This window comes from Paenibacillus sp. S-38, assembly GCF_049942825.1.
GTDB lineage: Bacteria > Bacillota > Bacilli > Paenibacillales > NBRC-103111 > Paenibacillus_G.
On the sequence record NZ_CP187970.1, the window covers coordinates 2272679 to 2298519 of the forward strand.

A 25841-nucleotide genomic window follows, 5' to 3' on the forward strand; every position below is an offset into this window, starting at 1 on the left:
CAGGAGGTGACAGGTCATTTGAACCTGGCATGGAAAACAAAGCTGGCGGACGGTCTGTTTGAAATCTTTTTGTACCTCTTTATGATTACGATGGGGATTGTGACCCTGTATCCTTTTCTGAATATGCTGGCGATATCCTTAAACGATGCCGTCGACTCCGTGCGGGGATCGATCTATCTCCTGCCACGGGAGTTTACCTGGGAGAATTACAAGCAAATCTTCCAGTACAGCAACCTGCTGACGGCCTTCAAGAACTCGGTTCTCCGGACGGTCATCGGAACGGTCCTGGGTATTCTCAGTGCTTCGATGATAGCCTATGTGCTCAGCCGCAAGGACTTTATCGCCCGCAAGCCGATTTCCCTGATCTTTGTACTCACCCTATACTTTTCCGGCGGCTTGATTCCGGGTTACATGCTGATGCGCGAGCTGCATCTCATGAATACGTTCTGGGTTTACATTCTGCCCGGACTCGTCAATGCCTGGAATGTATTTGTCATTCGCTCCTATATGGACGGGCTGCCGATCTCTCTGCAGGAGTCCGCGAAGCTGGACGGGGCTAATGATCTTACGATTTTCTTCAAAATTATTCTTCCGCTCTGTAAGCCCGTGCTGGCCACGATCGCCCTGTTTATTGCGGTAGGACAGTGGAATTCCTGGTTCGATACGTTCCTGTATAACAGTGGAACCGCTGAACTGACCACGCTGCAGTATGAGTTGATGAAAATCCTGTCCAATACTCAGGCAGGGACGAGCGGCGACTTGTCCCGTGTGGGCGATCCCTCCGTATCCGCACAGGTGTCACCGGAGTCGATCCGGGCGGCGATCACGATTACGGCCACCCTGCCGATTCTTATCGTCTATCCGTTCTTGCAAAAGTATTTCGTGAAAGGCTTGACGCTCGGGGCTGTGAAGAGCTGACTACTAACCGATCTGATTCAGGAGGGTACATATGAGAAAGACAACCAAGGCCGCAGCATTATCCATGGCCGTTATGCTTGCGGTGACGACCGGCTGTTCGGAAAGTCCGTCGACGGCGCCATCCGCAGGTACAACCGGTGATGGCAAGGCGCCGGTCACCTTAAGCTTCTTCAGCGCAACACTCAATACCCAATGGGAAGATATGCAGAGCCCGGTTGGACAAAAGATCAAGGAAAAAACAGGTGTGACTCTGAAGGTCGACTACCCGGTCGGAGACCCCAAGCAGAAGCTCTCCCTGATGGCCGCAAGTAATGAATATCCGGACCTGATTTTCGCCAACAACAATGTGAACATCCTGGTGGATGCGGGGGGCTTGATCGACCTCGCTCCGCTGATCGAACAATACGGGCCGAACATCAAAAAGCTCTATGGTGACAATCTCAAACGGCTGCGGTGGAGCAAGGATGACCAGTCGATCTATTTCCTGGGCAGCTTTGGCGTCAACGAGCAGCAGTGGGAGCCGAGAGACGGATTCCAGCTTCAGCATCAGGTTGTGAAAGAGCTGGGCTACCCGCAGATCAAGACGGTGCAGGATTACGAAAACGCGATCAAGACCTACATGGAGAAGCACCCGACCATTGACGGGCAGCCCACACTGGGGCTGTCGCTGCTCGCGGACGATTGGCGCATCGCCCAATCGGTGACCAATCCGGCCTTATTCGCCACCGGGGGCTCGGACGATGGAGAATGGTACATTGACGACAATACCAAGAAGCCCGTGTATCATCTCACCCGTCCTGAAGAGAAAGAGTATTTCAAATGGCTGAACCACATGTACAACTCCGGGCTCATCGATCCGGAAAGCTTCGTCCAAAAGTACGATCAGTATAAAGCCAAAATCGCTTCCGGCCGTGTTCTCGGCATCATTGATTCCAAATGGCAGTACGCGGAGCCGGAGCAGGCGCTTCGCCAGGCGGGGAAAGAAGACAAAATGTACGGCATGTACCCTGTCGTCCTGAATGAGAAGTTCAAAAACCGGAATTTTCAAAGTCCCGGGTATTCAGGAGGGACGGGTGTAGGGATCTCCAAGAGTGCGAAGGACCCTGTCCGTGCCATTCAGTTCCTGGACTGGCTCTGCTCCGATGAAGCCCAGATCCTGAACAGCTGGGGTGTCGAGGGGATTCATCACCAGATCGTCGACGGCAAACGTGTCATACCGGCCGATGAGATGGAGAAACGGAACAAAGATCCGCAGTACGGCAAGAAAACGGGGATTGGCGTATACGGTTATCCGTTCCCCCAATATGGCGACGGAGTTCAAGACCCATCCGGCCAAACCTATTCCATGAAGAGCCAGCAGCAGATTATTGATTCCTATACAGCGACGGAAAAAGAAGTTCTCAGCAAGTACGGAGCCAAGATGTGGATGGACCTGTACCCCAAAGTCTCGGAGTTCCCGGTCAAGCCTTGGGGAGCGGCTTGGCAGATTAACATTCCGCAGGATTCCGACGGAGGACTCATTCTGCAGAAGCTGACCCAAGTGACCCGCAAGCGGATTCCGGAGATCATTATGTCCAAGACGGATCTGTTCGAAGAGCGCTGGGCTTCCTACCAAAAGGAGCTGGAGGCCGCCGGGGTTCACAAGCTGGAGAGTCAATTCGAGGGGCTTCTCCAGGAGCGGATTGCATTGTTTAACGAATAGTACAGGCAAGGAAGAGGCAGGTCCAGGTTCAACTGGGCACTGCCTTCTTTTGTTATTGAAGGATTGTCCATTCCATTAGGGTCTTTTCGCTTGACGGCTATATTTTAATTATTTATGATAAAAACATAACCAAAATATAATCAAAACTTTGTTGTTTTTGTTGCGGGAGAGCAGCAGGGTGCACAAAAAGGAGGGATTTGATCATGTCAGTCCAATTGCTTCGTAAAGCGGATAACACCAAGTTGGGCGGCGTAACGATCGTGCATGAGATTTTGGCTAAGGATTCGATACTGAGCTATGTCGGTTTTAAAGTCATTGACATGAAAGAAGGCGCGTATTATGAGGAAGCGCTGAAGGGGGAAGAGTGCTGCATCGTTGCGCTGAGAGGGAAAATCACCGTTTCGGACGGGGAGCAGACGTTTGAAGGGATCGGTACGAGAGACAGCGTCTTCGAAAAGAAGCCTACCGACAGCGTATATGTATCCAATGACAGAACCTTTCGGGCCGTGGCAGTCGAAGATGCGAGGGTCGCATTATGCTACGCCCCTTCTAACGAACAGCTTCCTACCAAACTCATCACGGCCAAGGATGTGGGCGTGGAGCATCGCGGCAAGTATCAGAACCAACGTACCGTACATAACATTCTGCCGGATCACAATCCTTCCGCGAACAGTTTGCTTGTTGTGGAAGTGTTTACGGAAGGAGGGAACTTTTCCAGCTACCCGCCCCATAAACATGACCGGGATCATTTACCGGAAGAGTCTTTGCTGGAAGAAACGTATTACCACGAACTGAATCCGCAGCAGGGCTTCGTCTTCCAGCGGGTGTATACGGATGACCGGAGCATTGATGAAACGATGGCCGTTGAGCATGGGGATGTCGTTCTGGTTCCTGCAGGCTATCACCCGGTCGGCGTGCCGGACGGCTACACATCGTATTACTTGAATGTTATGGCAGGGCCCAAGCGCATCTGGAAGTTTTACAATGATCCTGCACACGAATGGATTTTGAATCGTGATTGAATAACCGGCCCATAGAAGAGACCATGGATTTTACCCATTATGTGTTATGTGGAGGAACATGGGCTGAAGTGAACTGGAACAGCAGAGCGGTTCAATCATAGCTAAGAGCGCCAAAAGGAGTTGGCGCTCTTTACGCTTGGCTATGGGGTAACAATGGTGATGTGCTGTTCCAACGCATACTGTTGATAGATTTCTCCGGGTTTGCTGTTGGTGACGATGTAATCGAGATCGCCTAAGGAACAGTATGTCGTCAAAGCATGTTTGTCGAACTTGCTGTCATCCAGCATCAAATAAACCTGCAGGCTTTTCTTCACAACCGTACTCTTGATCTCGGTTTCCAAAGGGGAAGCATTGGTGACTCCGTTCGTTATGGAAATACCGGAGGTTGAGATGAATGCTTTATTGATATTGTACTTTTGTAAAAATTCAATGCTTTGAAATCCGACAAACGAATTGGTCGATCGTTCCAACATGCCTCCCGTCGAAAAAATCGTCAGCGCAGGAAAAGGTTTGGCCTCTTGCATAAAATCAAAATTGTTGGTGACGATCGTCAGCTGCTTTTTCTTTATAAAATGAATCAATTCCAGTGTGGTCGTTCCGGAATCTACGAAAATCACGTCACCGTCGTCTATAAATTCAGCTGCAAGCCTGGCAACTTCCTGTTTCTTGGTGAGGTTTTGATCTTTTCTTTCACTAAATACGACCAAGGTAGAGTGATTGACGGATACCCCGCCGTATACTTTTTTTAGAACTCCCGTCGCAATCAAGGGCTCAATGTCTCTGCGGATCGTATTTTTAGATACGCCAAAATGTTCGACCAGTTCGTCAAGTGAAACTGTCCCTTGTTCAAATACATATTCCTTTAACTGATTGATTCGTTGTGTTTTGATCATCTTTTGATTCTCCTGAATTATGGTATGACCATTATATCATAAAGATGCTCAAATTCTCCTCATGTGCCAGAAATCGATAAGCCGGGCCCGGTCGATGGAGCGGCTAATTGTATTCTTGGGATTCTGCGTGACAATGAAGAAGAGATGGACTATGATTTTATGGAAGAGGGTCGGGCCGGAGGGCGTATCCAATACAGAAATCAAGGAGAACCATAGTTCATGCCAGATCGTACGGTACTGCTTAAATTGTGGGGCGTCTCCCTGCTCTGGGGAGGCAACTATGTGGCGAGCGCGTACATGCTGCGTGATTTCTCGCCGATTTTTCTTTCTTTTGCGCGGTTGGTCGTCATGTCGTGCTTCCTCATTTCGGTGGCGCTCATCCATCAATCGATGCGGCGGCCTACAAGACGGGAGTGGGGCTTGCTGCTCATGGCCGGCATAACCGGAACGCTGATCAACCAGCTGTTTTATTTTACCGGCCTGCAGGAGTCGACAGCGGGCAACGCCGCGCTGATCATCGCACTGTCCCCGATCGCGACGACGCTGCTGTCGCGCGTGTTCCTCAAGGAGGCGATCACCGGACAGAAGCTGGCGGGAACCGTTGTGGCGCTCATCGGCGTCGTCTGCATCGTGCTGTACGGCGGCAAGCAGCTGGGCATCTCCCACGGCGACGTGTATTTGCTTGCCGCGATGCTGGGCATGTCGGTCAGCCTGCTGTTCATCCGCAAGCTGACGACGGCGATGAGCTCTTACGAGGTGACGATCTACTCTACAGTGATCGGTACGCTCCTCATGTCGCCGGCCGTTGCGGTAGAAGCGCTGAGCGGAGACCTGCATATCAGCCATCAGGTGTTCACCTGGGTGCTGCTCGTCTGCGTAGCTGTTATCGGCCAAGGGCTGGCGGGCTTCTGGTGGAACCAGGGCATCGCGTCAGCCGGGGCGTCCATGAGCGCCATGTTCATGAACATCCCGCCGTTCATCGCGATTATCGTCAGCCATTTCGTGCTGGGCGACCCGATCCTGCTCGCGCAGCTCGGCGGCGGCGTGCTGATCTTGGCCGGCGTCGCGATTACGAACATGAGGCGGCGGCTGCCGCGTGAGCCGAAGGCTGGATTGGATGTCAAGGGCGCTTGATGGCCGTAACATAGGCTTTGATACTAACGGCAAGAAGGCTGCAGATGGTCTGCAGCCTTCTTTGCCGTTTGAAGCGAACCTGAAGAGAACAGGATCATGGAACATTTCATTGATCATGATCTCTTTAGATCAAGCGTCGGCATCGAGCCGCGCGTACAGGATGTAATCCACGGCGGCCGGCTCTATCCCGCCAGCGCGGAGCGCGGCGTTGATCTGCCCGCGGTGGTACTGGCCGTGCAGAGCTACATGAATCAATATGTCCCGGGGGGACGACTCGAACGGGACTCCGGCTTGGCTGCGGTACGCTATCGGCTTGTCCAATCGGTCTTCCGGCAAAGCGTCGAGCCAAGCCGGGAAGCCGCTGCCGTTCGCTTCGATCAGCGCAGCACAAACGGCGAGATCGGCATGGTCCTCCCATAGCGGGAGACCCTCGGTGCTCTCCCCGCGTAGACGGGTCAGCCAGATGTGCTCCGCTTGAAGCACGTGCAGGAATAGAATCGATGCTTTTTCGGCTTTTTCCGCAGGTGCGGCCCGCAGTGCCTCAAGCAGCTCGCGGTTCGCCCAATCCACGTGCGCGAACATCTTACGAATCGTTTGCAATATCGTTCGACCTCCATCGTCCCTGATCTCTTACCTTATATTCCCTTTCATTCTATCATGCCTCTGCATAACTACCAACGCTCATTTGCGTGAAGGATGCTTCTGCCTCCAGCGTTCCCGGTTGAAGAAATTAGCTTGCTATTATTCATGGGTCTAAGTATCTTAGAATCATCCCGAGTCGAAAAAGGTGATGATTGTGATTTGAGCCCGAAACTTCGCTGGCCTAACCGGATGACCCTTCGGATTAAAACGTTTAAAACCAAATTGGTCATCTATCTGATGCTTGGCTGTATGCTTCCTCTGGTCCTGCTCGCAGTCATTACGTACTATACAACGTATTCGATCATGGTGAACAAGATTGAAACCGGGATTGGGGCGGCACTGAAGCAGGAAGCGACGGGGCTGGAGAATACGTTGAATAATCTGATGTTTGCCTCCAAGCAGTTTGCTGTGGACGGGCAGGTGGTGGAAGAGGTGTTTGAGTATTTACGAACGCAGGATACCTTTCACAAGTCGGAGCTGCAGGATGATATCAACAAGAAAATGAATATTGTCAACTACACCAACCCTAATCTGGGTCTTATGTATTATTATTTGCCGGGATCGGATACCCCGGTTCTATTTGAGAATTTGGTGGTCACGCCGAGATTCGATATTGAAAGAGCCAAGCCCTTTACCCATTTCCAAGGCGCCACATTCTTCGGTCCGCACAAAACCTTCTATTCCCGAAGCGACAACCTGGTCTTCTCGCTCACCAGAAACGTCAGTACGAACAACGGGCAAAAGTTAATGGTGTATTTGGAGACGAACTTCAGTCTGGTTCAAAACATCCTAAATGACGAGACCTATGGCCTGAAGGTCAGCCATGTGCTCATGGACCGGGACAGCCAGGTCGTGTATATGAAAAATACGGAGGGATTCACGGATACCGAGCTGTCCCATTTGAAGACGGGGATTGCCGGTACGGATAAGACAGACGGCTTTCGCCTGTTCACTTACAAAAGCGAGCAGGGCTGGGAGCTCATCGCTGCCATACGCGAGGTTGTGATCAACAGCGAGATTCATAAGTGGTTCTATCAAATCTTTCTCCTTCTGATTGCTGCGGTTCTGTTTGCCCTGATTCTGGCTTACCTCATTTGGCGCTCTGTGTACGGCCTGCTTCGAAGGATGAACCGGGAGATGATCAATATTTCCCACAACGTTCATGCTCCCGTGCAATCTACAAGGGTAGAAGAGTTTGATGTCGTGCTCAACAACTTTAAATCGATGAAGCAGCAAATTGCCGAGCTGATTTCAACGGCCGAGCTGAATGAGAAGAGGAAGAGTGAACTGGAGATTGAGAAGCTGCTAAGCCAAATCAATCCCCACTTCCTGCATAACACGTTAAATACGGTCCAATGGCTTGCACGCATGAACGGTCAAAAGGAAATTCACCGTCTCGTGACGTTATTGGTCAAAGTTCTGCAGTATAACCTGGGCAAGCAGAGTATTATCGTAACTGTGGCAGATGAAGTTGAGGCTCTCCGAAACTATATTGAGCTGCAGCGGATCCGCTATGATTATGAATTCGATATCATTTTGGACATCGACTCGCGGGTACTGGGAGCAGCGATTCCCCGATTCTTGCTTCAGCCGCTGCTTGAGAATGCCCTGTATCACGGAGGGGGAGAACAGAACGAAGCCATCCGGGTTCATATTTATCCGAATGACAGCCGCCGGATGACGATTCAAGTATCCGACAGCGGCGCCGGAATGGACGAGAAGCAGATCAAGCGGCTTCTGGAGGAGGAGGAGCAGCCGGATCGACGCGGTCTTGGCATCGGTTTCTCTTATGTCAACCGGCTGCTTAGACGGTACTTCGCAGGTCAGGCCCATCTGCACATTGAGAGCGGGAGAGGGCTTGGCACCGTCATCTCCATTGTAATCCCAACGCGTTCGAAGGAGGACTTTTATGATGCTCAGAGCTATGGTGGTGGATGATGAAAAGCTGGTTGGCAGGGGACTATGCGGATCCAGCTGTCCTGCACGTCGGGGACGACTATTACATGACGCACTCGAGCTTTACCTTCGCTCCGGGGCTGCTCATCTGGCATTCCAGGGATTTGGTCAATTGGACACCCGTGGGCAAAGTGCTTGAATCGTACATAGGGGATGTCTGGGCGCCGGATTTCACCCGGCATCAGGGGCGCTATTATATCTATGTACCTGTAGATGGGAAGATCATGGCGTTATCCGCGCCGGCGCCGGAAGGTCCTTGGAGTGAGCCTGTGGATTTAGGCCTTAAGGCCATCGACCCCGGTCATGTGGCCGATCCGGAGGGAAACCGATATTTGCATACCGGCGGGGGCTGCATCACCAAGCTGTCCCCGGATGGACTATCGATCTCCGGCGAGACACGTCAGGTATACGACGGCTGGGATTTCCCGGAAGACTGGGTGGTGGAAGGCAAGTTTCTGGAATCCCCCAAGCTGACCTATCGCAATGGCTATTACTATTTGACTTCTGCGCAAGGGGGAACCTCCGGCCCCCCGACGAGTCATATGGTCATCTCGGCACGCTCCAGATCTCCGTGGGGGCCATTCGAGAACTCGCCGTACAATCCGATCATACGAACCGGGAGCCGTGATGAACGCTGGTGTTCGAGGGGGCACGGCACCCTGGTGGACACGCCGGACGGGGACTGGTGGATCGTGTACCATGCTTACGAAAAAAACTACTACACCCTGGGACGGCAGACGTTATTGGAGCCGATCGAATGGACGGAAGACGGCTGGTTTCGGGTGCCTTCGGACGTATCCCCGGATATGCCGATTCGTAAGCCGAAGGAAAGCGTGGACACAGCTCATGGCAGGCCTCGGTCCGAGACTCCGAATGGGCTTGGACTGCAGTGGAGCTTTTTCAAGGAGCACGATAAAGACCGGTATGCTGTAAAGGGAGATACCATCGAGCTTCACGCCTCGGAGCGGGTATCGCCGCTGGTGTATATGCCGGAGGACCATCACTACGAGGTTCAAGTGGAAGTCACCGTACAACAAGGCACTCAGGGCAGGCTCCTGCTCTTTTATAATGGGACGTATTACAGCGGTATGGGGATATCGGCGGAGGGGTTGTATGGAATCCTGCGCGGGTGGCATACGCCTTGTATTCCGTACATCGGCAGCAGCGTACATCTGCGGCTGCGCAGCGTAAATCATGAAGTGATTTTTTACTATAGCCATGACGGCAGCGAGTGGACCAAATTCCCCCACTCCTTTGAAGCGTCCAGTTTCCATCACAATGCCTTGGGGGGATTCCTTGCGCTGCGGATCGGTTTGGACGCCCTTGGACAAGGGAAGGCCACATTCAAGAACTTTCAATATCGAAGGCTATAGCCAGGGTAGAAACGTCTCCATTCGGTTTACGGGTGGGGACGTTTGTATTATGGAAGGCGCTTTGGAAGCTTCAAACCATAAACGGATATGCACGAAATAATCAAAGGTGTGCACGGGATAGCTTTTTAGATCACGTTTATACCAGGACAGGCCGCTGCACAACAAGTTATCCAGAATGTATGGTGTGGTATGCCCCGTTCCCCCATAATGAGGACCAGACCGCAGGCTTTGGTCAGCTCTTTAGAGGAGAGGAGGTTGTCATAGAAGCTGCAGCCCAACGCAGGTACCACGGAGGTTATAAGAACAGAGGAGGATTATCATTGAAAAAAGTGGTTTCGTCTTTACTGGTGGCCGCCATGCTGACTGGCACCCTGCCGGCAGCCGCAGCGGCTGATACGGGCTCAAGCCAGCTGCCTGCATTCCCTGGAGCCGAGGGCGGGGGTATGTATACAACCGGGGGAAGAGGCGGGGAGGTATACGAGGTCACCACCCTGGCCGATTCCGGTCCGGGCTCGCTACGGGAAGCTGTGAGCCGAAGCAATACCACCGTTGTATTTCGGGTGGGAGGAACCATCCATCTGCAGTCCCCGCTGAAAATCACAGGGGCTAACCTCACGATTGCGGGTCAAACCGCTCCCGGGGAAGGCGTCACGGTGTCCGACTATGCCACAACATTCGAAGCGGACAACCTGATTGTACGGTATATGCGATTCCGCTTAGGGGACCGGCATCCGAGTGATGACGATGCGTTCGGCGGACGCTACCGTAAGAATATCATCGTTGACCATTGCTCGTTCAGCTGGTCCGTTGATGAGGTCCTGAGTGTGTATGTCAACGAGAACACGACGGTGCAGTGGTCCATTGTGTCGGAGAGCATGCTGATGACCTCCCACTATAAGGGGAGACACGGATACGCCGGCATATGGGGAGGCAATAACGCTTCCTTTCATCACAACCTGATCGCCCATAATGTCAGCCGGAATCCCCGGTTCGCCGCCTCCGAGAACCATACGATCGACAGTTATAACAATGTCATCTATAACTGGGGCTTCTTCTCAGCCTATGGCGGAGAGCAGGGCATGTACAATCTGCGCGACAATTACTACAAATATGGCCCTAATACGTACCGGTCCGCCCGTAACCAGGTATTCCTCGGAGTCAGCGAGGATACGCGGATCTATATCGGGGGCAATTATATGTACGGCTACCCTGATGTGACGTCCGACAATTGGAAGGGCGTCGGCGACGTAGCGAACCCGGAGTCCAAGCTGAGCTCGCCTGTCGTTATGCAGAATCCACCGGTACCCGAACCGGCCGAGCTGGCGTACGAGCATGTGCTTGAGGGCGTCGGAGCCATTCTTCCACGGAGAGATGCTGTCGATGCCCGGGTCGTCAGCGAAGTGGTGTATGGAACGGGGAAGCACATCAATTCCCAAAAGGAGGTCGGCGGCTACCTGGAGTTCGCCCAGACGGTCTCGACTTCCGCAGACGACGATCATGACGGCATGCCTAACGAGTGGGAGACGGCGAACGGATTGAATCCGAATGAGCCTTCCGACCGCAACGGCCTTCATGCCTCGGGGTACACTCATCTGGAAGTATATTTGAACGAAATCACCGGCAGCGGTTCCGCCAATCCGGCCGCAGTCATAACCCAGCCTGCGGATAACACCATCGTGACCGAAGGGGCGTCGGTCGAGATTCAGGCCTCCGCATCCGACGCGGATGGTTCCGTAGCCAAGGTGGAATTTTACCGTAACGATGTCTTACTTGGTGAAGACAGCACTGCGCCCTACTCGTTCACCTGGGAGAACGTGCAGGATGGAACGCATTTCCTGACCGTCAAAGCCGTGGACGATACAGGCACTTCCACGCAGTCCAGCAATGTCGCCGTTCATGTGAACCGGCCCGGAAGCATCCTGCCTTGGCAGTCGGCCGATATCGGGACGCCGGGAATCGCAGGCCATACCCAGCTTGGGACCACAGCCGCAGACGTTACCGTGAAATCGGCAGGCGATATCGACGGCAGGTCGGACAGCTTTCATTTCGCTTATCAGCAGCTCACCGGGAATGGCGAAGTGATCGCCCGCGTGGAAAGCGTAACGGCTACAGATGACGGGGCAGAGGCGGGAGTCATGATCCGTGACAACCTGAACGCTTCCTCCAAATTCGCGGCCCTGCTCATTCCATACGTCAAGCTTGGCAAGAAGAGCATGGCCATGAACCGCATGACCGAGGGCGGCAGTGTGGCCAAAACCGAGCCGGAAGCATTCATCAATACACCGTATTGGGTGAAGATAGTACGCTTGGGCGATCAGTTCACTTCCCTGATCTCGGAGAACGGAACCGATTGGTCTGTACTTGAATCGGTTACCATCCCGATGGCGGAGACCGTCTATTTCGGTCTCGCGGCGGATGCGTCCAAGCCCGATGATGAAGTGAACAAGTATAACGCCTCAGTGTTCTCCCACGCTGTGGTGAATCCGCTGGACGCTGACTTTCCGGCCGCTCCAACCGGCGTAACGGCGAGTGCAGGCAATAAGTCGGTACAATTGAATTGGACTGCCGGTACTACTTCGGACAGCTATAACGTATTCCGGAGTGATATTCCGGGTGGACCTTACTCGCAGATTGCGGGCGGCATTACCGCTCCCTCTTACACCGACTTGAATTTGACACCGGGCAAGACCTACTTCTATGTGGTTGCGGCCGTCAATGAAAAGGGTGTGAGCTTCAACTCTTCAGAGGCCAGTGCCACGCCGGAAGGCGAGCCGGAGACAGTATATCTGGTCAACGATGACTTTGAAGCCCTCGCCAATGAAACGACGCCTCCCGGGTATTCGTATCTGCCTGATCCGCAGGACATAGACCACAAGGTCGTTGTAACCGACGTTCCCGCAGATACGACAGGCAATACTTCAGGCAAAGCGATGATCGTCTATGATAACGGTGCGGGCGGTACGCAGTTTATCCGCAAGTTTGCCACGCAGCTTGGCAGCGTGGTGATCGAGGCCGATATCACGGCACCCGGATGGCCGGGTACTTCCTACGTGCTGCAGCTGCAGGATGAGTCCGGAAGCCGGACGCCGCTGTCCCTCGAGCTCCGCAAGCCGGCGCTTCCTGCAGCGGACCCGAACTATACCCTCACGTACAAGTTGAACGGTTCAGACTACAAGCTGATCGACCCTCCGGTGAGCAAACGTTGGTATAACGTGAAGATGGTGACGAACGCAGCGGCGCAAACGGCCGACATCTATATCGACCAGACGCTCCTTGCCGACAACGTTCCGTTCCAGGCGGACGTGAAGACGACGGGCATCGCGCGGATTACGGCACGGACGCCGGGCACCGGCAAAGGGACTTTGTATTACGATAATGTCAAGGTCTATGTAGAGCCAGTACAAAGCCCGAAAGGGCTGAATGCCCTGCCGGGCAACGGGAAGGTGCAGCTGAGCTGGACAGCCGCGGACGGCGCGGATTATTACACGGTCAAACGCAGCACGACAGACGGGGGGCCGTACACCGCCGTGGCTTCCAATGTGACGGCTGCGACTTATATCGATGAGTCCGTCCAGAACGGCACGACTTACTACTATGTCGTGACGGCATCGGGCACGACAGGGGAAAGCGGGCCGTCCAACCAGGTGACGGTGTCGCCTTCGGAGGATGCGGTGAAGCCCGAAGCGCCTGCAGGGCTTACGGCCGGAGCCCGCAGTACACAGATGGATCTGAGCTGGCAGCCTGCAGAGCGGGCGAACACGTATACGGTCAAGCGGAGTACCAACCCGGAGGGTCCCTTTACCGTAATCGCTTCCGGCTTAGGCTCCACGTCTTACCGGGATGGCGGGTTAGATAACGGTACGGAGTATTCCTACGTGGTATCAGCAGTCGGCGTAGGGGGTGAAGGGGCGGGTTCGGCCCCGGTCGCGGTCACCCCTTCGCGGCAGCTCTCCACACCGGTAGTGACGGTTCAGTCCCTGCCTAGTGGAGCCCTTGTGCAGTGGGGGCCTGTCGACGGCGCTTCATCCTATCTTGTGAAGCGTGCTGATCAATTCGGAGGGCCATATGAGGTGCTTGCCGAATCGGTAACCGGCGTAACCTATACGGACTCCGGTCTGATCAATGGAAAGCCTTATTACTACAAGGTGACAGCGGTGGACGGAACTACGCACAGTCTGGATTCTTCCTCCACCGGTGTCCGCCCGTCTGCTCAGGACGGCACCCCTGCACCGCCACCGGGCCTGACGGCCGAGCCGGGCGACAGCAGCATCCGTTTGAACTGGATGGAAGTGCCGGGAGCGGCTTCCTATACGGTTAAACGCAGCGACACGGCTGAAGGACCGTATACCACCGCAGCTTCGGGACTATCGAATCCCTCTTTTACCGATTCGGGCCTTGTGAACGGAAAGAATTATTATTATCTTGTTTCCGCTGTGAATGAAGCCGGAGAAGGGGGAACCAGCGTACCGGTTCGGGAGGTACCGGCTCAGGTGCTGACGGTTGCCGCTGACGGAAGCGCACAATATACCAAGGTCCAGGATGCCATCCAGGCTGTTCCGGACAACAGCGCGGTCCCCACCATCATCAAGATCAAGAACGGCACGTACCGTGAGAAACTCGATCTCCCACCCTCCAAGATCCATGTACGGATGATTGGCGAAAGCCGGGAAGGAACCGTCCTGGTGTATGGCGATGCCGCCAGTACACTGGATGCGAACGGGAATCCGCTGGGCACTTCGAACAGCTACAGCTTCAGGGTGCAGGCGAGAGATTTCGCGGCGGAGCATCTGACGATTCAGAACGACGCCGGAGACAACGCAGGCCAGGCAGTCGCGCTCTATGCGAATGGGGACCGGTTGGCCTTCCGCGATATCAGCCTGCGGGGCTACCAGGATACGCTGTACTCCAACAATGGGCGGCAGTATTACACGGACAGCTACATCGAAGGCGACGTGGATTTCATCTTCGGCAACGCCTCGGCCGTCTTCGAGAACAGCATCATCCACAGCTTGGGCGGCGGCTATGTCACCGCGGCATCAACGGCGGCGGGGCAGACAGGATATGTCTTCCTGAACAGCCGGATTACCGCGGAGCCCGGGCTGACCGGCACCGTAGCTCTTGGCCGGCCATGGCGCGCCAATTCGAACGTGAAGTATGTGAACAGCTACATGGACGATCATATTAAGCCGGCCGGCTGGGATAACTGGGGAAGAACGGAGAATGAATCGACGGCCCAATATGGCGAATATGCCAGCTACGGACCGGGAGCGAACCCGAAAGAGAGGTTCCGTTGGTCGAAGCAGTTAACGACGGAGGAGGCAGCGCAGTTAACACCCTCGAACATTCTCGGCGGAAGCGACGGCTGGAATCCGTTTGGGGCGGTGCCTCTTGCAGATGGCAGCCGGGAGCTGGCGTCCCTTGCCGTAGACGGTAAGCCGGTGGCGGATTTCTCGCCTGCTACCACGCAGTACCGCATCGAGCTGCAGGACCCCCGGGTCATACCGGTCGTTTCGGCGGCAGCGCTCTCGGACACCTCCCTTGTGACGGTGGAGCAGGCAGCGTCGGTGCCCGGCACGGCAGAAGTTCACATTGGGGCCAGGGATGGCGGGGAGCAGACGTATACGATCCGGTTTGAGGCTGCCGATCACCAGGCGCCCACGCTCAAGCTGCAGGTGGATAAACCGGTGATTCAAGCGAATCACCACCGGATGGTATCCGTTCATGCCTCTGTCTACGCATCCGACGAAGGGTCCGGTGTCGCTTCGATTCGGCTGCAATCAATCACAAGCAGTGAACCGGATAATGGTCAAGGCGACGGGAATACGAAGGGCGATATTCAGGGAGCGGAATACGGTACGGCGGATTACGATTTTGAACTGCGTGCCGAACGCTCAGGACCAGGCAGCGGCCGTATATATACCATCACCTATGAAGCGGTTGATTTTGCCGGCAACCGGACTGAGGCTTCAACGACCGTAACGATCCTGCATTAAGCTTCACAGCCTTCCCCGATACGCGTTTTTTGCGCATCGGGGCGGCTTTTTTGCAGGAGACTAATTGGCTATCAACATGATTAGAACAGCGGAACCATTCAGGTGGCAGGCATTGGGGCAGGCTGTGAAGAATGAATAAATCCGTGGGAAGCATGTGAACAATCAGATCTGGAGGAGGCAGCCTTTCGTGCGTACATACTTGCTGCGATTACTCATTTTCAGTCTTATTCTTGGTGCACTGCCAACCTTGTTTATCGGTGCCGCTTCTTATTACATCGCTACACGGGGAATGGAAGAGAAGGTCAATGAAGGGAGCATGCACCTGCTGCTTCAGACCCAGCTTCGTGTGGAGCAGATGCTCCAGTCGCTGGAGAAATCTACGACTCAATTCGTCAACTCCTCCTTATTGAAATCAACGCTTGACCGGGCACTGACCTCCCAGGATTTCATTCAAGTCCGAGGGTTGCAAGCGGAACTGACCCATTTGCAGTCAACAGCGGTGGTGAAGCAGGCGCATCTCGTGAACTTCAGCCATGATTGGGTGTTGAACCTGCTCGCCCTAAAGCCTCTCAGCACTTCAGAGGAAGCGGATACATTCCGAACCTACGCGGGCCAATCCGACGGAATTGCATGGAACACGCGCATACGGCTGGCCACAGACACGGCAGCCGCGGGAGAAGCCGGAGCAGATCTGCCAGGGGCTCCCGTCGAAACCATCAGTCTGATTTATAAGATTCCGCTCATTCCTCCGGGCAGTCCGTCCAAGGCGCTTCTTGTTGTTCAGATCTCTTCGAATGATATCCGAAGTGTCCTGACCCACAGCGAGACTCTCGGGGTTCATTATATCCTGGATCCGGCGGGCAACCCGTTTCTCTCCTCCCGCTCCGATACGGAAGCGTACAGGAATATCAACAGCGCGATCGGACGGCGGGTTCAAGAGCTGGGCCAAGCGCAAGGCTTCTTCTATGTGGAGGTGAACGATCGGAAAGTCGGTGTCATGTACCGGACATCCGGCTACAACGGGTGGACCTATGTCTCGGTAGTATCCCATGAGGCGATCACACGTGAAACGAAGACCATTGGGATCTTTACCGCAGCGGTTTGCGGGGTGATTCTGCTCATTGTACTGGTTCTGGCTTACTTCGGCAGCAGGAAAATGTATTCTCCGATCCGCAGTCTTCTCATCTATACGGAAGAAATCGGTGAGGATGGGGAGCCGGAGAGAGGGCGCAAGGATGAACTTGCTTTCATCAAACAAAGGATCGAATCCCTGGCCGTATCCAAAACCAATCTAAAGCAGCTGATGCAGGGACAAGCCGGAAGCTTGAAGGAATTTTGTGTACTGAAGCTGTTCACCGGCCAAATGTCGGACAACGAATTTGCCTTCCGTACGGCCTCCTACGGCTTCCCAACGGAGTGGAATCGGCTTGGCGTGCTCACCCTTCAAATCGACAGTCTGAGGAACACCCGTTATAAAGAGCAGGACCGGGAACTGCTGCTCTTTGCAATTAATAACATCGTCGATGAGCTGCTGCCTGCACAGACCCGGTTCAGCCCCATCCTGCTGAATGAATCGCAGATTACGCTGCTGGCGTCCCAGACAGAGGATGTGCAGGAGCTGCGGTCGTTTTTTTATCGGACGGCCGAGCAGATTAAATCTACGGTAGAACAATATCTGCAGCTGACGGTCAGTATAGGGATCAGCCGCCCGTTCACTCAATTATCCGAGTCTCCCCTGGCCTACGGTGAATGTCTCGAGGCACTCAAGAGCCGGATCAGCCTCGGCCCCGATATCATCGTGCACTTCGAGGACAGCGTAAGCAAGGGAACAGGCGAGACGGTCGTCTATTCTCATCTGAAGCTGATCGAAGAGCAGATTATTCAGTCCTTGCGGGAGGTCCATCTGCAGAGGGTGAACGGATTGTTCCAGCAGTACCTGGATGCCGTCCTGAACAAAGAGCTCTATGCTCAGGAGCATCGGATTCTCTTGGTTCAACTCGTATCGCGCATTCTGCAGATCGTCCAGGAGCAGGGAATTTCCGTGAGGAAGGTGGTCGAACGGGAAGCAGTCGTCGAGCGCCTGCTGCGGATGCAGACCCGGGAGGAGATCAGCTTGTGGTTCGAAGCCAGACTGTTCGCTCCGGTCATAGGGCTGCTGGCCGACAAATCCGAGACCCAATACATCAATATCGCCGACCGGATGCTGGCCATGATTCATGAGCAGTACGATCAGGACCTGACGCTTGAGCTCTGTGCCGGCACGCTGAATTTCCACCCTGTCTATCTCAGCCGCGTGTTCAAGAGGGAGGTCGGTCTGCCGTTCAGCGACTACTTGTCGGAATACCGGATGAAGATGGCCAAGCTTATGCTCGAAACGACATCGATGAAAATATCGGAGATCAGCGACAAGCTGCAGTACAAAAACAACAGTTCGTTCATTCGCAACTTTCGCCGTTTGTTCGGTGTGACGCCGGGGCAGTATCGGGAAAACCTGCAAAACGACCGCAGGCCGCCCGAAAGCTGAATACGTCCAAGGCCTGCAGGTTATGCCGTGCATATCCGAGGTTATCCGAACGGCATACGAGGCTTGCTCCACCCATGAAGTTAACCGGCGAGTATAGCGGGCAATGACATCGGGCTGCATAATGGGGACATTACCCAAGTGAAAGGAGCAAGAGAATGGCGCTGGATTCAACCTTGGCAAGGCCCAAACCGGCCCCCACCAAACGAAGTGCGATCCGCACACTGATGAGGGATATCCTGCGGGACCGGTGGCTCTATATGATGCTGCTGCCGGGCATTGCGTACTTTATTGTTTTTAAATATGTGCCCATGTACGGGGTTACCATGGCATTTCAGGATTACAAGCCGCACCTCGGGATGCTGAATAGTCCCTGGGTTGGGATGAAGCACTTTGAACGTTTTTTCGCTGAGCCCCAGTTCTGGATGCTGTTCCGCAATACCGTGCTGCTGGCCGTGTATAATCTCGTGTTCTTCTTTCCGATGCCGATCATTCTGGCCTTGATGCTCAACGAGGTCCGCTCCGGCGGGTACAAGCGGTTCGTACAAACCCTCATTTACATTCCCCACTTCGTATCGTGGGTGGTTGTCGTCGGTATTTTCTATCTGCTGCTGACGACCGAGAACGGGGTGCTCAATGAAATCATCTTCCGACTTACAGGGGACAAAATCGCTTTCCTCCTGGATCCCGATTGGTTTCGTACGATGATCATCTCCCAATCCATCTGGAAGGAAGTGGGCTGGGGCACGATTATTTTTCTTGCCGCCTTGGCCGGCGTTGACCTGCAGTTATATGAAGCCGCCCGCATGGACGGGGCCGGCCGCTGGCGGCAGCTGTGGCATATCACACTGCCGGCGATCCGCAGTACGATCATTATTCTGCTCATTCTGCGCCTCGGTAACTTTCTCGACTCGGGTTTCGAGCATATCTTCCTGATGCTGACGCCAACGAACCGCGATGTCGGGGATGTGTTCGACACCTATGTTTACGTGAAGGGCATGACCCAAGCGCAGTACAGCTACAGTGCGGCGGTCGGACTATTCAAATCCGTCGTAGGCTTGGTCCTGGTGCTTGGTTCCAATTGGCTGGCCAAGCGCTTCGGACAGGAAGGGGTGTATTAAGCTGTGAATCATGACAGAACGCTGGGCAATCGCCTCTTCGACGGGATCAACGGTACCATCCTGCTGCTGATCGCCATTGCCTGCGTCATTCCATTCGTATACGTGCTGGCCATCTCGTTTACCAGTCCTGCCCAGGTGGCGCAGGGCGGAATGATCCTGTATCCCAAGGAATGGTCGCTGGCTGCGTACCGCTACATTTTTTCAACAGATACCCTCTGGCGGAGCATGACCGTTTCGATCTATATCACCGTAGTGGGAACGCTGATCAACCTGGTGTTCACCTCGCTGATGGCCTATCCGCTGGCGAAGTCTCATCTGCGGGGCAGACAGTATATCCTGCTCGGCGTATTATTCACCATGCTCTTCAGCGGGGGCCTCATCCCGACCTATTTTGTTGTCAAGGCGATGCATCTGACCAATACGCTGTGGTCCTTGATGATTCCTGCGGCCATCAGCGGATTTAACCTGATTGTGCTCAAGAACTTCTTCCAGCAGATCCCCGACGGACTCGAAGACTCCGCGAAGATCGACGGGTGCAACGATCTGGGGATTCTGTTCCGGATCGTGCTGCCGCTCTCCATGCCGGCCATGGCCACCTTTGCTCTCTTCTATGCCGTGGGGCATTGGAACCAGTTCTTCAACGCGATTCTGTATATCAATGACAATACCAAATGGCCGATTCAGGTGCTTCTTCGAGAGATTGTTATCCTGGCCTCGGGAAGAATCGGAGATACCGAGATTGATGACGCGGATATTCAGCCGCTTACGATTCGTATGGCGGTGATCGTGTTCGCTACTTTGCCTATTCTGCTGGTGTATCCGTTCCTTCAGAAGCACTTCTCGAAGGGCGTGCTGTTAGGATCCGTGAAAGGATAGGGATGACTGAAATAAGCTTGGAGGGGTTACGGGATATGAAAAAGAAAATAAATGTGTTGATCGGAGTTACGCTCTTCAGTGTCAGTGTATTATCGGGATGCAGCGGCGGCGGGAGCAGCGAAGAGACGGACGGTCAAGCGCTTTCGGAAGACAAGCCGTATCCGCTTACACTCGTTGTGAATCAAGTGGGGGAGATTCCGGCCAAAGGCAATGAAATCGAGCAGGCCATCATGAAGTACACCAACACCCAGCTGGAAATCCAGTGGATTCCGACGTCTGCCTATGACGAGAAGATTAATGTCATGATCGCATCAGGAGAGCTGCCGAAGCTCATGAAGCTGGGCTACAACCCTACCACGATCGCTTCGCTCAAGTCAGACCTGTTCTGGGAGATCGGGCCCTATTTGAAGGATTACAAGAACCTCTCCGCGCAGAATCCGCAGTTCTATAACAACATCAATGTACAGGGGAAAATATATGGGATTCCGTTATTCCGCGAGCTTGGCCGCTCCACTCTGCATTACCGCAAGGACTGGTTCGACTCCCTTGGCCTCAAGCCGATGAAAACCTTGGATGACTGGTACAATAACATCAAAGCTCTGGTGAAGAATGACCCGGACAAGAACGGCAAGGATGATACGTACGGCATTCTGCTCGACAAGAAATATAATCAGGAGGCCTTCTCGACCTTCACCCGCATTTCCGTTTCCCAAGGGGGACCGAACAAATGGCAGGTGGATGCGGAGGGGAATTTCACGCCGGATTTCATGACCGAGCCCTATTACAATGTGATGAAGCTGTTCAAGCGGCTGTACGAGGAGAAGCTGATCAATCAGGACTTCCCTGTCGTCGATTCAACCGAGATGGATAAATTGTACGATTCCGGCCGGGCCGGCTTCCGCTATTCCGGCGGCAGTGCACAATCCTGGCACGATAAAATCATCAAGGTGATTCCGGGAGCCGTTATTGATGTGGCGCCGGTGGAAGGACCGGACGGCCGGCGCCTGCCGGGGGAGAATGGGAATGCAGGGTTCCTGGCTATTCCGAAGGCCACGGTCAAGACCGAGGCGGAGATGAAGCGTGTCCTGAAATTCATCGATCAGCTGATGGATCCTGAGATGGCCACCTTGCTGGTCAAAGGAGTAGAAGGCAAGCACTGGAAGGATGCAGGTGATTTCACCGAAGTGATCGACCGGGATGCGGAAGCCAAGGAAGTGAAGCCGTACCGGGACACGCTGCCGCAGCGCGGCGAGCAGTATAACATCGCCAAGCCGTCCAAGCAGCCGGAGCTGTTCCGGAAGGGAAGCCAAATCGGCAAGGAAAATGAGCAGTACATTGTCACGAATCCTGCGCTGAATCTGGATTCCACGATGTATTATGAGCGCGGCAAGGAGCTTGAGGTGCAGATTACGGATGCCCAAACGAAATTCATCATGGGCCAGATCGATGAGGAAGGCTGGAAGAAAGCCGTTGACCAGTGGAAGAAGGCAGGCGGCGAACAGATCATGAAGGAGTATAAAGAAGCTTATCTGAACGGCAAAAAGTAAGGAAGCGGGTTGGCGGGGGATTCTAAAGTGAACGCTCTTGGGAGGAAGACGGCTCTTTACCCGCTGAAGAACAATTAAGAAGTTGTCTCTTGTTGAGGCAGCTTCTTTTTCATGTTGTGACATACAGAAAAAGGAAATGGACAGACATCATTGCAAATAAGCGGCCAGTCGACGTAGTGATCGAGGCTAAGTATACATGGACCATGGCGAGTTCGTGGGCATGATGAGGCGCTAGTCTGGGACGATTACTCCCCCGCCTGTTTTTGGGTATAAGCACGACCCGTCGTTCACGTCGACCACAACTCGGAGGAGTTCGCCATCATTCCCGGTGAGAGCTTCAAGCTTTCTCCAGGCATTGTCGCCTGTAGATCCTCGGGGAGGCGTTCGCTATTTTTTTGAACATCTTGCCGAAATGCGAGAAATTATCGAACCCGACACACTCCGAGATCTCCGTGATGCTCCAATCGGTTTCGCTTAGCAGGCTCTGCGCCTCTTTAATCCGGACAAGGTTGATATATTCCGTGATGCTGTACCCGGTCGCTTCTTTGAAATTGCGGCTTACATAGCTGGGACTGATATAGAATTTTCTTGAAATCGCTTCCATTCTAAGCGTGGGGTCGGAGTAATGGCTGTTGATAAAATGAACGATTTCTTTTATTTTTTGTTTGATCGGCGTCGTTTCTTCAGCGAGAACGCTCGTCCGTTTGGAGGCGATGCGGAAGGACCGGAGAAGCAGCTCCGCCGCCAAATGACGAAGTTGAACCTGGTACCCGGGAGAAGCTTCATGGAGCTCATTGAAAAAAGAGCGGAACAGGGCTTCCAGCTGGTATTGTTCCTTCATGTTGAGGCGAAGCACCTGGCTCTCCCGGAAGGGGGCGAGCAGGAGAGAAGCTTCAGCAGGATCATACCGGTCGAAGAAGGGCATTTCGTAATATAACACAACCCGGTCATGACCCGGTGCTCCGGTATCCAGCGATTTATGCAGTTCGTTGGAATCGATGAGAACGAGGTCACCGGCACGGATGGAGTAGGTCCGGTCTTTCAGAAAAAAACCGCGTTCCCCTGAGAATAAATAGTAGAGCTCGTAGCACCGGTGAATATGATACCGGTTCATAGTAAAGGGCCCTTTCCGCCGGTCATATTCCATGTGAAAAGGATCTCCAGGCCTTCCGTACCGTAACGCATGGGGCAAATGCATGCCGCTTCATCCTTCCCGTAGCTGTGATCGACGGAGGAGTGTCTTTGCTGCCTCTCACCTGTAACTTAGCAAAAACTGCAGAGGCTGACAATATTTTGGGACGGGTAGGCGTATAAAATTTTGTGCAATAAAAATGGAACATTTTGGTTTATTGTGTCGTCTAATGGAAGAAATACAAAAATAGAGAATATAGGAGTGGAGTTGATTTGTTTGTTTTACTTGTTTGAACGTCAGACAACAGCCAATCGATTATTTGGGATTTGTGCGCTTCTTGTTTTTTTGGTCGCTTCAGCTATTGTAATTGTTTATCATGATTACTTTTGGCTTGGTGACTTTGTCCGCTTGAACAATGATGATGTGAAGTACGTACATAGCGCCCGCATATTATTAAACGAAGGAACATTGGCTTACAACAGCGGGGATGCTCCCTCTACGTTCATCATGCCTGGAGTGCCCCTAGTTCTCGCAGGTTTTATGGCGATCTTTGGGCAAGAGTAGGGTGGGATTATATCTTTTCGTGTCTTCCAGTGTTTACTTCAAGCCCTGTCTCTCTATCTCATCTGCCAGATCGCCTATCGCGTTTTTAATCTGAGAACAGCCATCGCTGCCGCAGCAATTTGCCTGCTGTATTTACCTGACTATGTATCATCCGGCCTTGTATTATCTGAGACGATGTTTCGCACCCTGCTGATCCTTCTGGTCCTTGTTACGTGTATAGCTGTGAAGGAACGTAAATTCAGCTGGTATGCTGCTGTCGGTGTGTTGGTAGCTTGTACCGCTTATTTTAAACCGCATGCCTCTTTGTATCCGGCCATCTTCCTTGTTCTGTGGTGGAAAGAAAAATACACGTGGAAAGAAATGGCAAGATACTGTGCGATGATCGCTGCCGTGTATGTACTGCTTTTGTCGCCATGGTGGATTCGCAATGCAATTACTTTCAACCAATGGATTCCTTTCACTCAATCCGCAGGCAGTCCCTTCTTGCTGGGGACGATGATTCATGGTAATCCGCCGGATGAGGCATTCTTTGAGTATCACCCGGAGTACAAAGAATCTCTTTTTCACGGTAATGACAGCGATTTGATGACTGCAGGATTTCGGATTTTGGAGTTTGGTTTGAAGTCCGCCCCGTTAGAGTATGCATATTGGTACACCCTAGGAAAGATGATTGAGTTATATATTCCTCCGTATTATTGGAAGCCGATTCTAGGTGTCAGCGAGACAGCTATGCGAATATTTCAATACCTGCTGGTGATCTGTGGTCTTATAGGCTTGATTATTACATTTGTCAGCCGGAAGCTGCGTACAACAAGTTTCGCTGTGCTCACTTTAACATTGGGATATTACACCTTCATATACTTGCCATTTGTCGCTTTTTCGCGTTATGGGTATCCTCATCTCTTCATCATCATCCTCTTCGCTGCCTATGCGATAAATAGAGCAGTAGAGTTGGTTCAGTCGAAGAGAACTCAAGTCGGCCGGACCCTACTCAGACAAAAGGCTGCGGCCATAGGGGGAGGGAGAGGCAGGTGAAAGTACTCGTTATTTACCGGCCTATAATGAGGAAGGCTCCATTGGCCATGTGATCCGTGATATTCACCGCCATCTGCCAAGCGTGGATGTCATCGTAGTCAATGATGGATCTACCGATAGGACGGAGGAGGTTGCTAAGGAAGCGGGCGCTCAAGTATTAACCCTGCCTTACAACGTTGGTATCGGAGGGGGGATGCAGACAGGCTACCTGTATGCCAGAGAGATGGGTTATGACTTTGCGTTACAAATGGACTCCGATGGCCAGCACAGACCCAGAGAAGCGGCCAAACTGCTTGCCCAAGCTGTCAACTATGACTTGGTGATTGGCTCTCGCTATGTCAAATCGACATCCTACAGGTCAACGCTTATGCGGTGAATCGGGATGATCTTTTTCTCCGGCTTGGTAACCCTGCTCACAGGTCAGAGGTTTACGGATACAACCAGCGGATACCGAGTCGCTAACCGGAGAGTGATTAACCTGTATGCTGAATATTACCCGACCGACTATCCAGAAGTAGAAGCCATCGCGTATCTCAAGAAACACGGCTGCCGGATCTCAGAGGTTTCTACAGAGATGAACGAACGAGAAACCGGCCAATCTTCGATCACGCCGGTGAAATCGATGTATTACATGATCAAAGTCACGCTTTCTGTCTTCATGAGCGCCATACGTTTTCAGAAAGGGAGGGCTTCTTCATGACGATAAATACCCTCTCCATAACTGTCTCACTGCTTTTTCTTATTGTAGTGTTGGAGTTGATGCGCAGACATCGATTAAAGGAGCAGTACGCTCTCTTATGGATACTCTTCAGCCTGCTGCTGATTATTGCATCTGTAAATGTCAGTGTGATTGAATGGCTTTCAGCATTATTGAATGTCAAATATGCTCCCGCACTCTTGTTTCTTTTTGGGCTATTGGTCTGCTTTGCGCTGATCCTGCATCTTACAGTGACCATCACCCGCATGTCCAAACAACTGCTAAGGGTAACGCAAGAGCTAACCATCTTAAAAGGCAAACAGGAGAGCAGCTAATGACCGGAAGCTACATAGCCCTGCTTGCTAATATAGTTCTTCTTGTAACCGGCCAAATCTTATTTAAGTATGGAATGCAAAAAATCGGTGACATGAACCTGATGCTGATTGTTACATCCCCATTTATTATGGGAGGAGTCGCTCTTTATGGAGTGGCAACCCTCTCATGGCTCTACGTGCTGCTCAAACTCCCACTAGGAAAAGCTTATCCGATACAGAGCTTATCCTATGTTCTTGGAATCATTGCAGCCTGGGCAATCTTCAAGGAGTCGATGTCGATGATCCAAGGCATAGGAGTTGGAGTGATTTTATTCGGTGTTTATTTGATATCTAGATGAACCGGTATATTCGAATGGTATAAGGTGGCCATTTTCCGGGAT

General features: G+C 52.9%; 20 protein-coding genes. 17 read left to right on the plus strand and 3 right to left on the minus strand.

Translation table 11 applies throughout. The annotated features are described in order from the left end of the window. Positions 1 to 18 precede the first annotated feature (18 nt). The 3 genes from ACP26L_RS10740 (at position 19) to iolB (ending at position 3642) form a co-directional block, all read left to right on the plus strand. Entirely contained in the window at positions 19 to 918 is a 900-nt protein-coding gene (locus ACP26L_RS10740) for a carbohydrate ABC transporter permease (protein ID WP_426452517.1), read from the plus strand. 31 nt (positions 919 to 949) lie between these two features. Then, positions 950 to 2620, plus strand: coding sequence for an ABC transporter substrate-binding protein (locus ACP26L_RS10745; RefSeq protein ID WP_426452518.1), 1671 nt, complete (start codon positions 950 to 952; stop codon positions 2618 to 2620). A 203-nt stretch (positions 2621 to 2823) separates the two neighbouring features. Beyond that, positions 2824 to 3642: a 5-deoxy-glucuronate isomerase gene (iolB, locus tag ACP26L_RS10750; RefSeq protein ID WP_426452519.1), complete on the plus strand. Its 819-nt coding sequence runs from the start codon at positions 2824 to 2826 to the stop codon at positions 3640 to 3642. Positions 3643 to 3782: 140 nt separating this feature from the next. Here iolB and ACP26L_RS10755 read toward each other — a convergent pair whose 3' ends face one another. Then, positions 3783 to 4535 (minus strand): DeoR/GlpR family DNA-binding transcription regulator, encoded by a 753-nt coding sequence (locus ACP26L_RS10755; protein WP_426452520.1) that lies wholly within the window; start codon positions 4533 to 4535, stop codon positions 3783 to 3785. A 219-nt stretch (positions 4536 to 4754) separates the two neighbouring features. Here ACP26L_RS10755 and ACP26L_RS10760 point away from each other — a divergent pair, with 219 nt between their 5' ends. Next, positions 4755 to 5669 carry a DMT family transporter gene (locus tag ACP26L_RS10760; RefSeq protein ID WP_426452521.1) on the plus strand — a complete coding sequence of 305 codons (915 nt, stop codon included), beginning with the start codon at positions 4755 to 4757 and terminating at the stop codon, positions 5667 to 5669. 129 nt (positions 5670 to 5798) lie between these two features. On the opposite strand, the gene ACP26L_RS10765 is transcribed toward ACP26L_RS10760, so the two are convergent. Beyond that, entirely contained in the window at positions 5799 to 6269 is a 471-nt protein-coding gene (locus tag ACP26L_RS10765; protein WP_426452522.1) for a DinB family protein, read from the minus strand. A gap of 201 nt (positions 6270 to 6470) precedes the next feature. On the opposite strand from ACP26L_RS10765, the gene ACP26L_RS10770 reads away from it, so the two are divergent. From ACP26L_RS10770 to ACP26L_RS10800, 7 genes are all read left to right on the plus strand, one after another. Then, the gene (locus ACP26L_RS10770) at positions 6471 to 8249 is read left to right on the plus strand and encodes a histidine kinase (RefSeq protein WP_426452523.1); all 1779 of its coding nucleotides are present in this window, start codon (positions 6471 to 6473) and stop codon (positions 8247 to 8249) included. Next, positions 8246 to 9640, plus strand: coding sequence for a family 43 glycosylhydrolase (locus ACP26L_RS10775; RefSeq protein WP_426452524.1), 1395 nt, complete (start codon positions 8246 to 8248; stop codon positions 9638 to 9640). The genes ACP26L_RS10770 and ACP26L_RS10775 overlap by 4 nt, the downstream gene beginning before the upstream one ends. Positions 9641 to 9969: 329 nt before the next feature. Continuing rightward, the gene (locus tag ACP26L_RS10780) at positions 9970 to 15633 is read left to right on the plus strand and encodes a pectinesterase family protein (RefSeq protein ID WP_426454892.1); all 5664 of its coding nucleotides are present in this window, start codon (positions 9970 to 9972) and stop codon (positions 15631 to 15633) included. A 187-nt stretch (positions 15634 to 15820) separates the two neighbouring features. Next, positions 15821 to 18157, plus strand: coding sequence for a helix-turn-helix transcriptional regulator (locus tag ACP26L_RS10785; RefSeq protein ID WP_426452525.1), 2337 nt, complete (start codon positions 15821 to 15823; stop codon positions 18155 to 18157). A gap of 224 nt (positions 18158 to 18381) precedes the next feature. Then, positions 18382 to 19275, plus strand: a complete 894-nt coding sequence (locus ACP26L_RS10790; RefSeq protein ID WP_426454893.1) for an ABC transporter permease — start codon at positions 18382 to 18384, stop codon at positions 19273 to 19275. Positions 19276 to 19278: 3 nt separating this feature from the next. Next, positions 19279 to 20151, plus strand: a complete 873-nt coding sequence (locus tag ACP26L_RS10795; RefSeq protein ID WP_426452526.1) for a carbohydrate ABC transporter permease — start codon at positions 19279 to 19281, stop codon at positions 20149 to 20151. Between the two features lie 35 nt (positions 20152 to 20186). Then, complete coding sequence (locus ACP26L_RS10800; RefSeq protein ID WP_426452527.1) at positions 20187 to 21698, plus strand: extracellular solute-binding protein; 1512 nt, start codon at positions 20187 to 20189, stop codon at positions 21696 to 21698. Between the two features lie 337 nt (positions 21699 to 22035). Here ACP26L_RS10800 and ACP26L_RS10805 read toward each other — a convergent pair whose 3' ends face one another. Further along, entirely contained in the window at positions 22036 to 22812 is a 777-nt protein-coding gene (locus ACP26L_RS10805) for a helix-turn-helix domain-containing protein (RefSeq protein WP_426452528.1), read from the minus strand. Between the two features lie 204 nt (positions 22813 to 23016). On the opposite strand from ACP26L_RS10805, the gene ACP26L_RS10810 reads away from it, so the two are divergent. The 6 genes from ACP26L_RS10810 to ACP26L_RS10835 all read left to right on the plus strand — a co-directional run bounded on the left by ACP26L_RS10810 (position 23017) and on the right by ACP26L_RS10835 (position 25799). Further along, entirely contained in the window at positions 23017 to 23394 is a 378-nt protein-coding gene (locus ACP26L_RS10810) for a hypothetical protein (RefSeq protein ID WP_426452529.1), read from the plus strand. Positions 23395 to 23403: 9 nt separating this feature from the next. Next, positions 23404 to 24429 (plus strand): glycosyltransferase family 39 protein, encoded by a 1026-nt coding sequence (locus ACP26L_RS10815; protein WP_426454895.1) that lies wholly within the window; start codon positions 23404 to 23406, stop codon positions 24427 to 24429. A gap of 49 nt (positions 24430 to 24478) precedes the next feature. Beyond that, positions 24479 to 24805, plus strand: a complete 327-nt coding sequence (locus tag ACP26L_RS10820; protein ID WP_426452530.1) for a glycosyltransferase family 2 protein — start codon at positions 24479 to 24481, stop codon at positions 24803 to 24805. Between the two features lie 93 nt (positions 24806 to 24898). Further along, positions 24899 to 25129 carry a hypothetical protein gene (locus tag ACP26L_RS10825; protein ID WP_426452531.1) on the plus strand — a complete coding sequence of 77 codons (231 nt, stop codon included), beginning with the start codon at positions 24899 to 24901 and terminating at the stop codon, positions 25127 to 25129. Beyond that, complete coding sequence (locus tag ACP26L_RS10830) at positions 25126 to 25461, plus strand: DUF2304 domain-containing protein (protein WP_426452532.1); 336 nt, start codon at positions 25126 to 25128, stop codon at positions 25459 to 25461. Before ACP26L_RS10825 ends, ACP26L_RS10830 begins: the two co-directional genes overlap by 4 nt. Continuing rightward, on the plus strand, positions 25461 to 25799 hold the full coding sequence (locus ACP26L_RS10835) for an EamA family transporter (protein ID WP_426452533.1): 339 nt from the start codon (positions 25461 to 25463) through the stop codon (positions 25797 to 25799). Before ACP26L_RS10830 ends, ACP26L_RS10835 begins: the two co-directional genes overlap by 1 nt. The last annotated feature ends 42 nt before the right edge of the window (positions 25800 to 25841 follow it).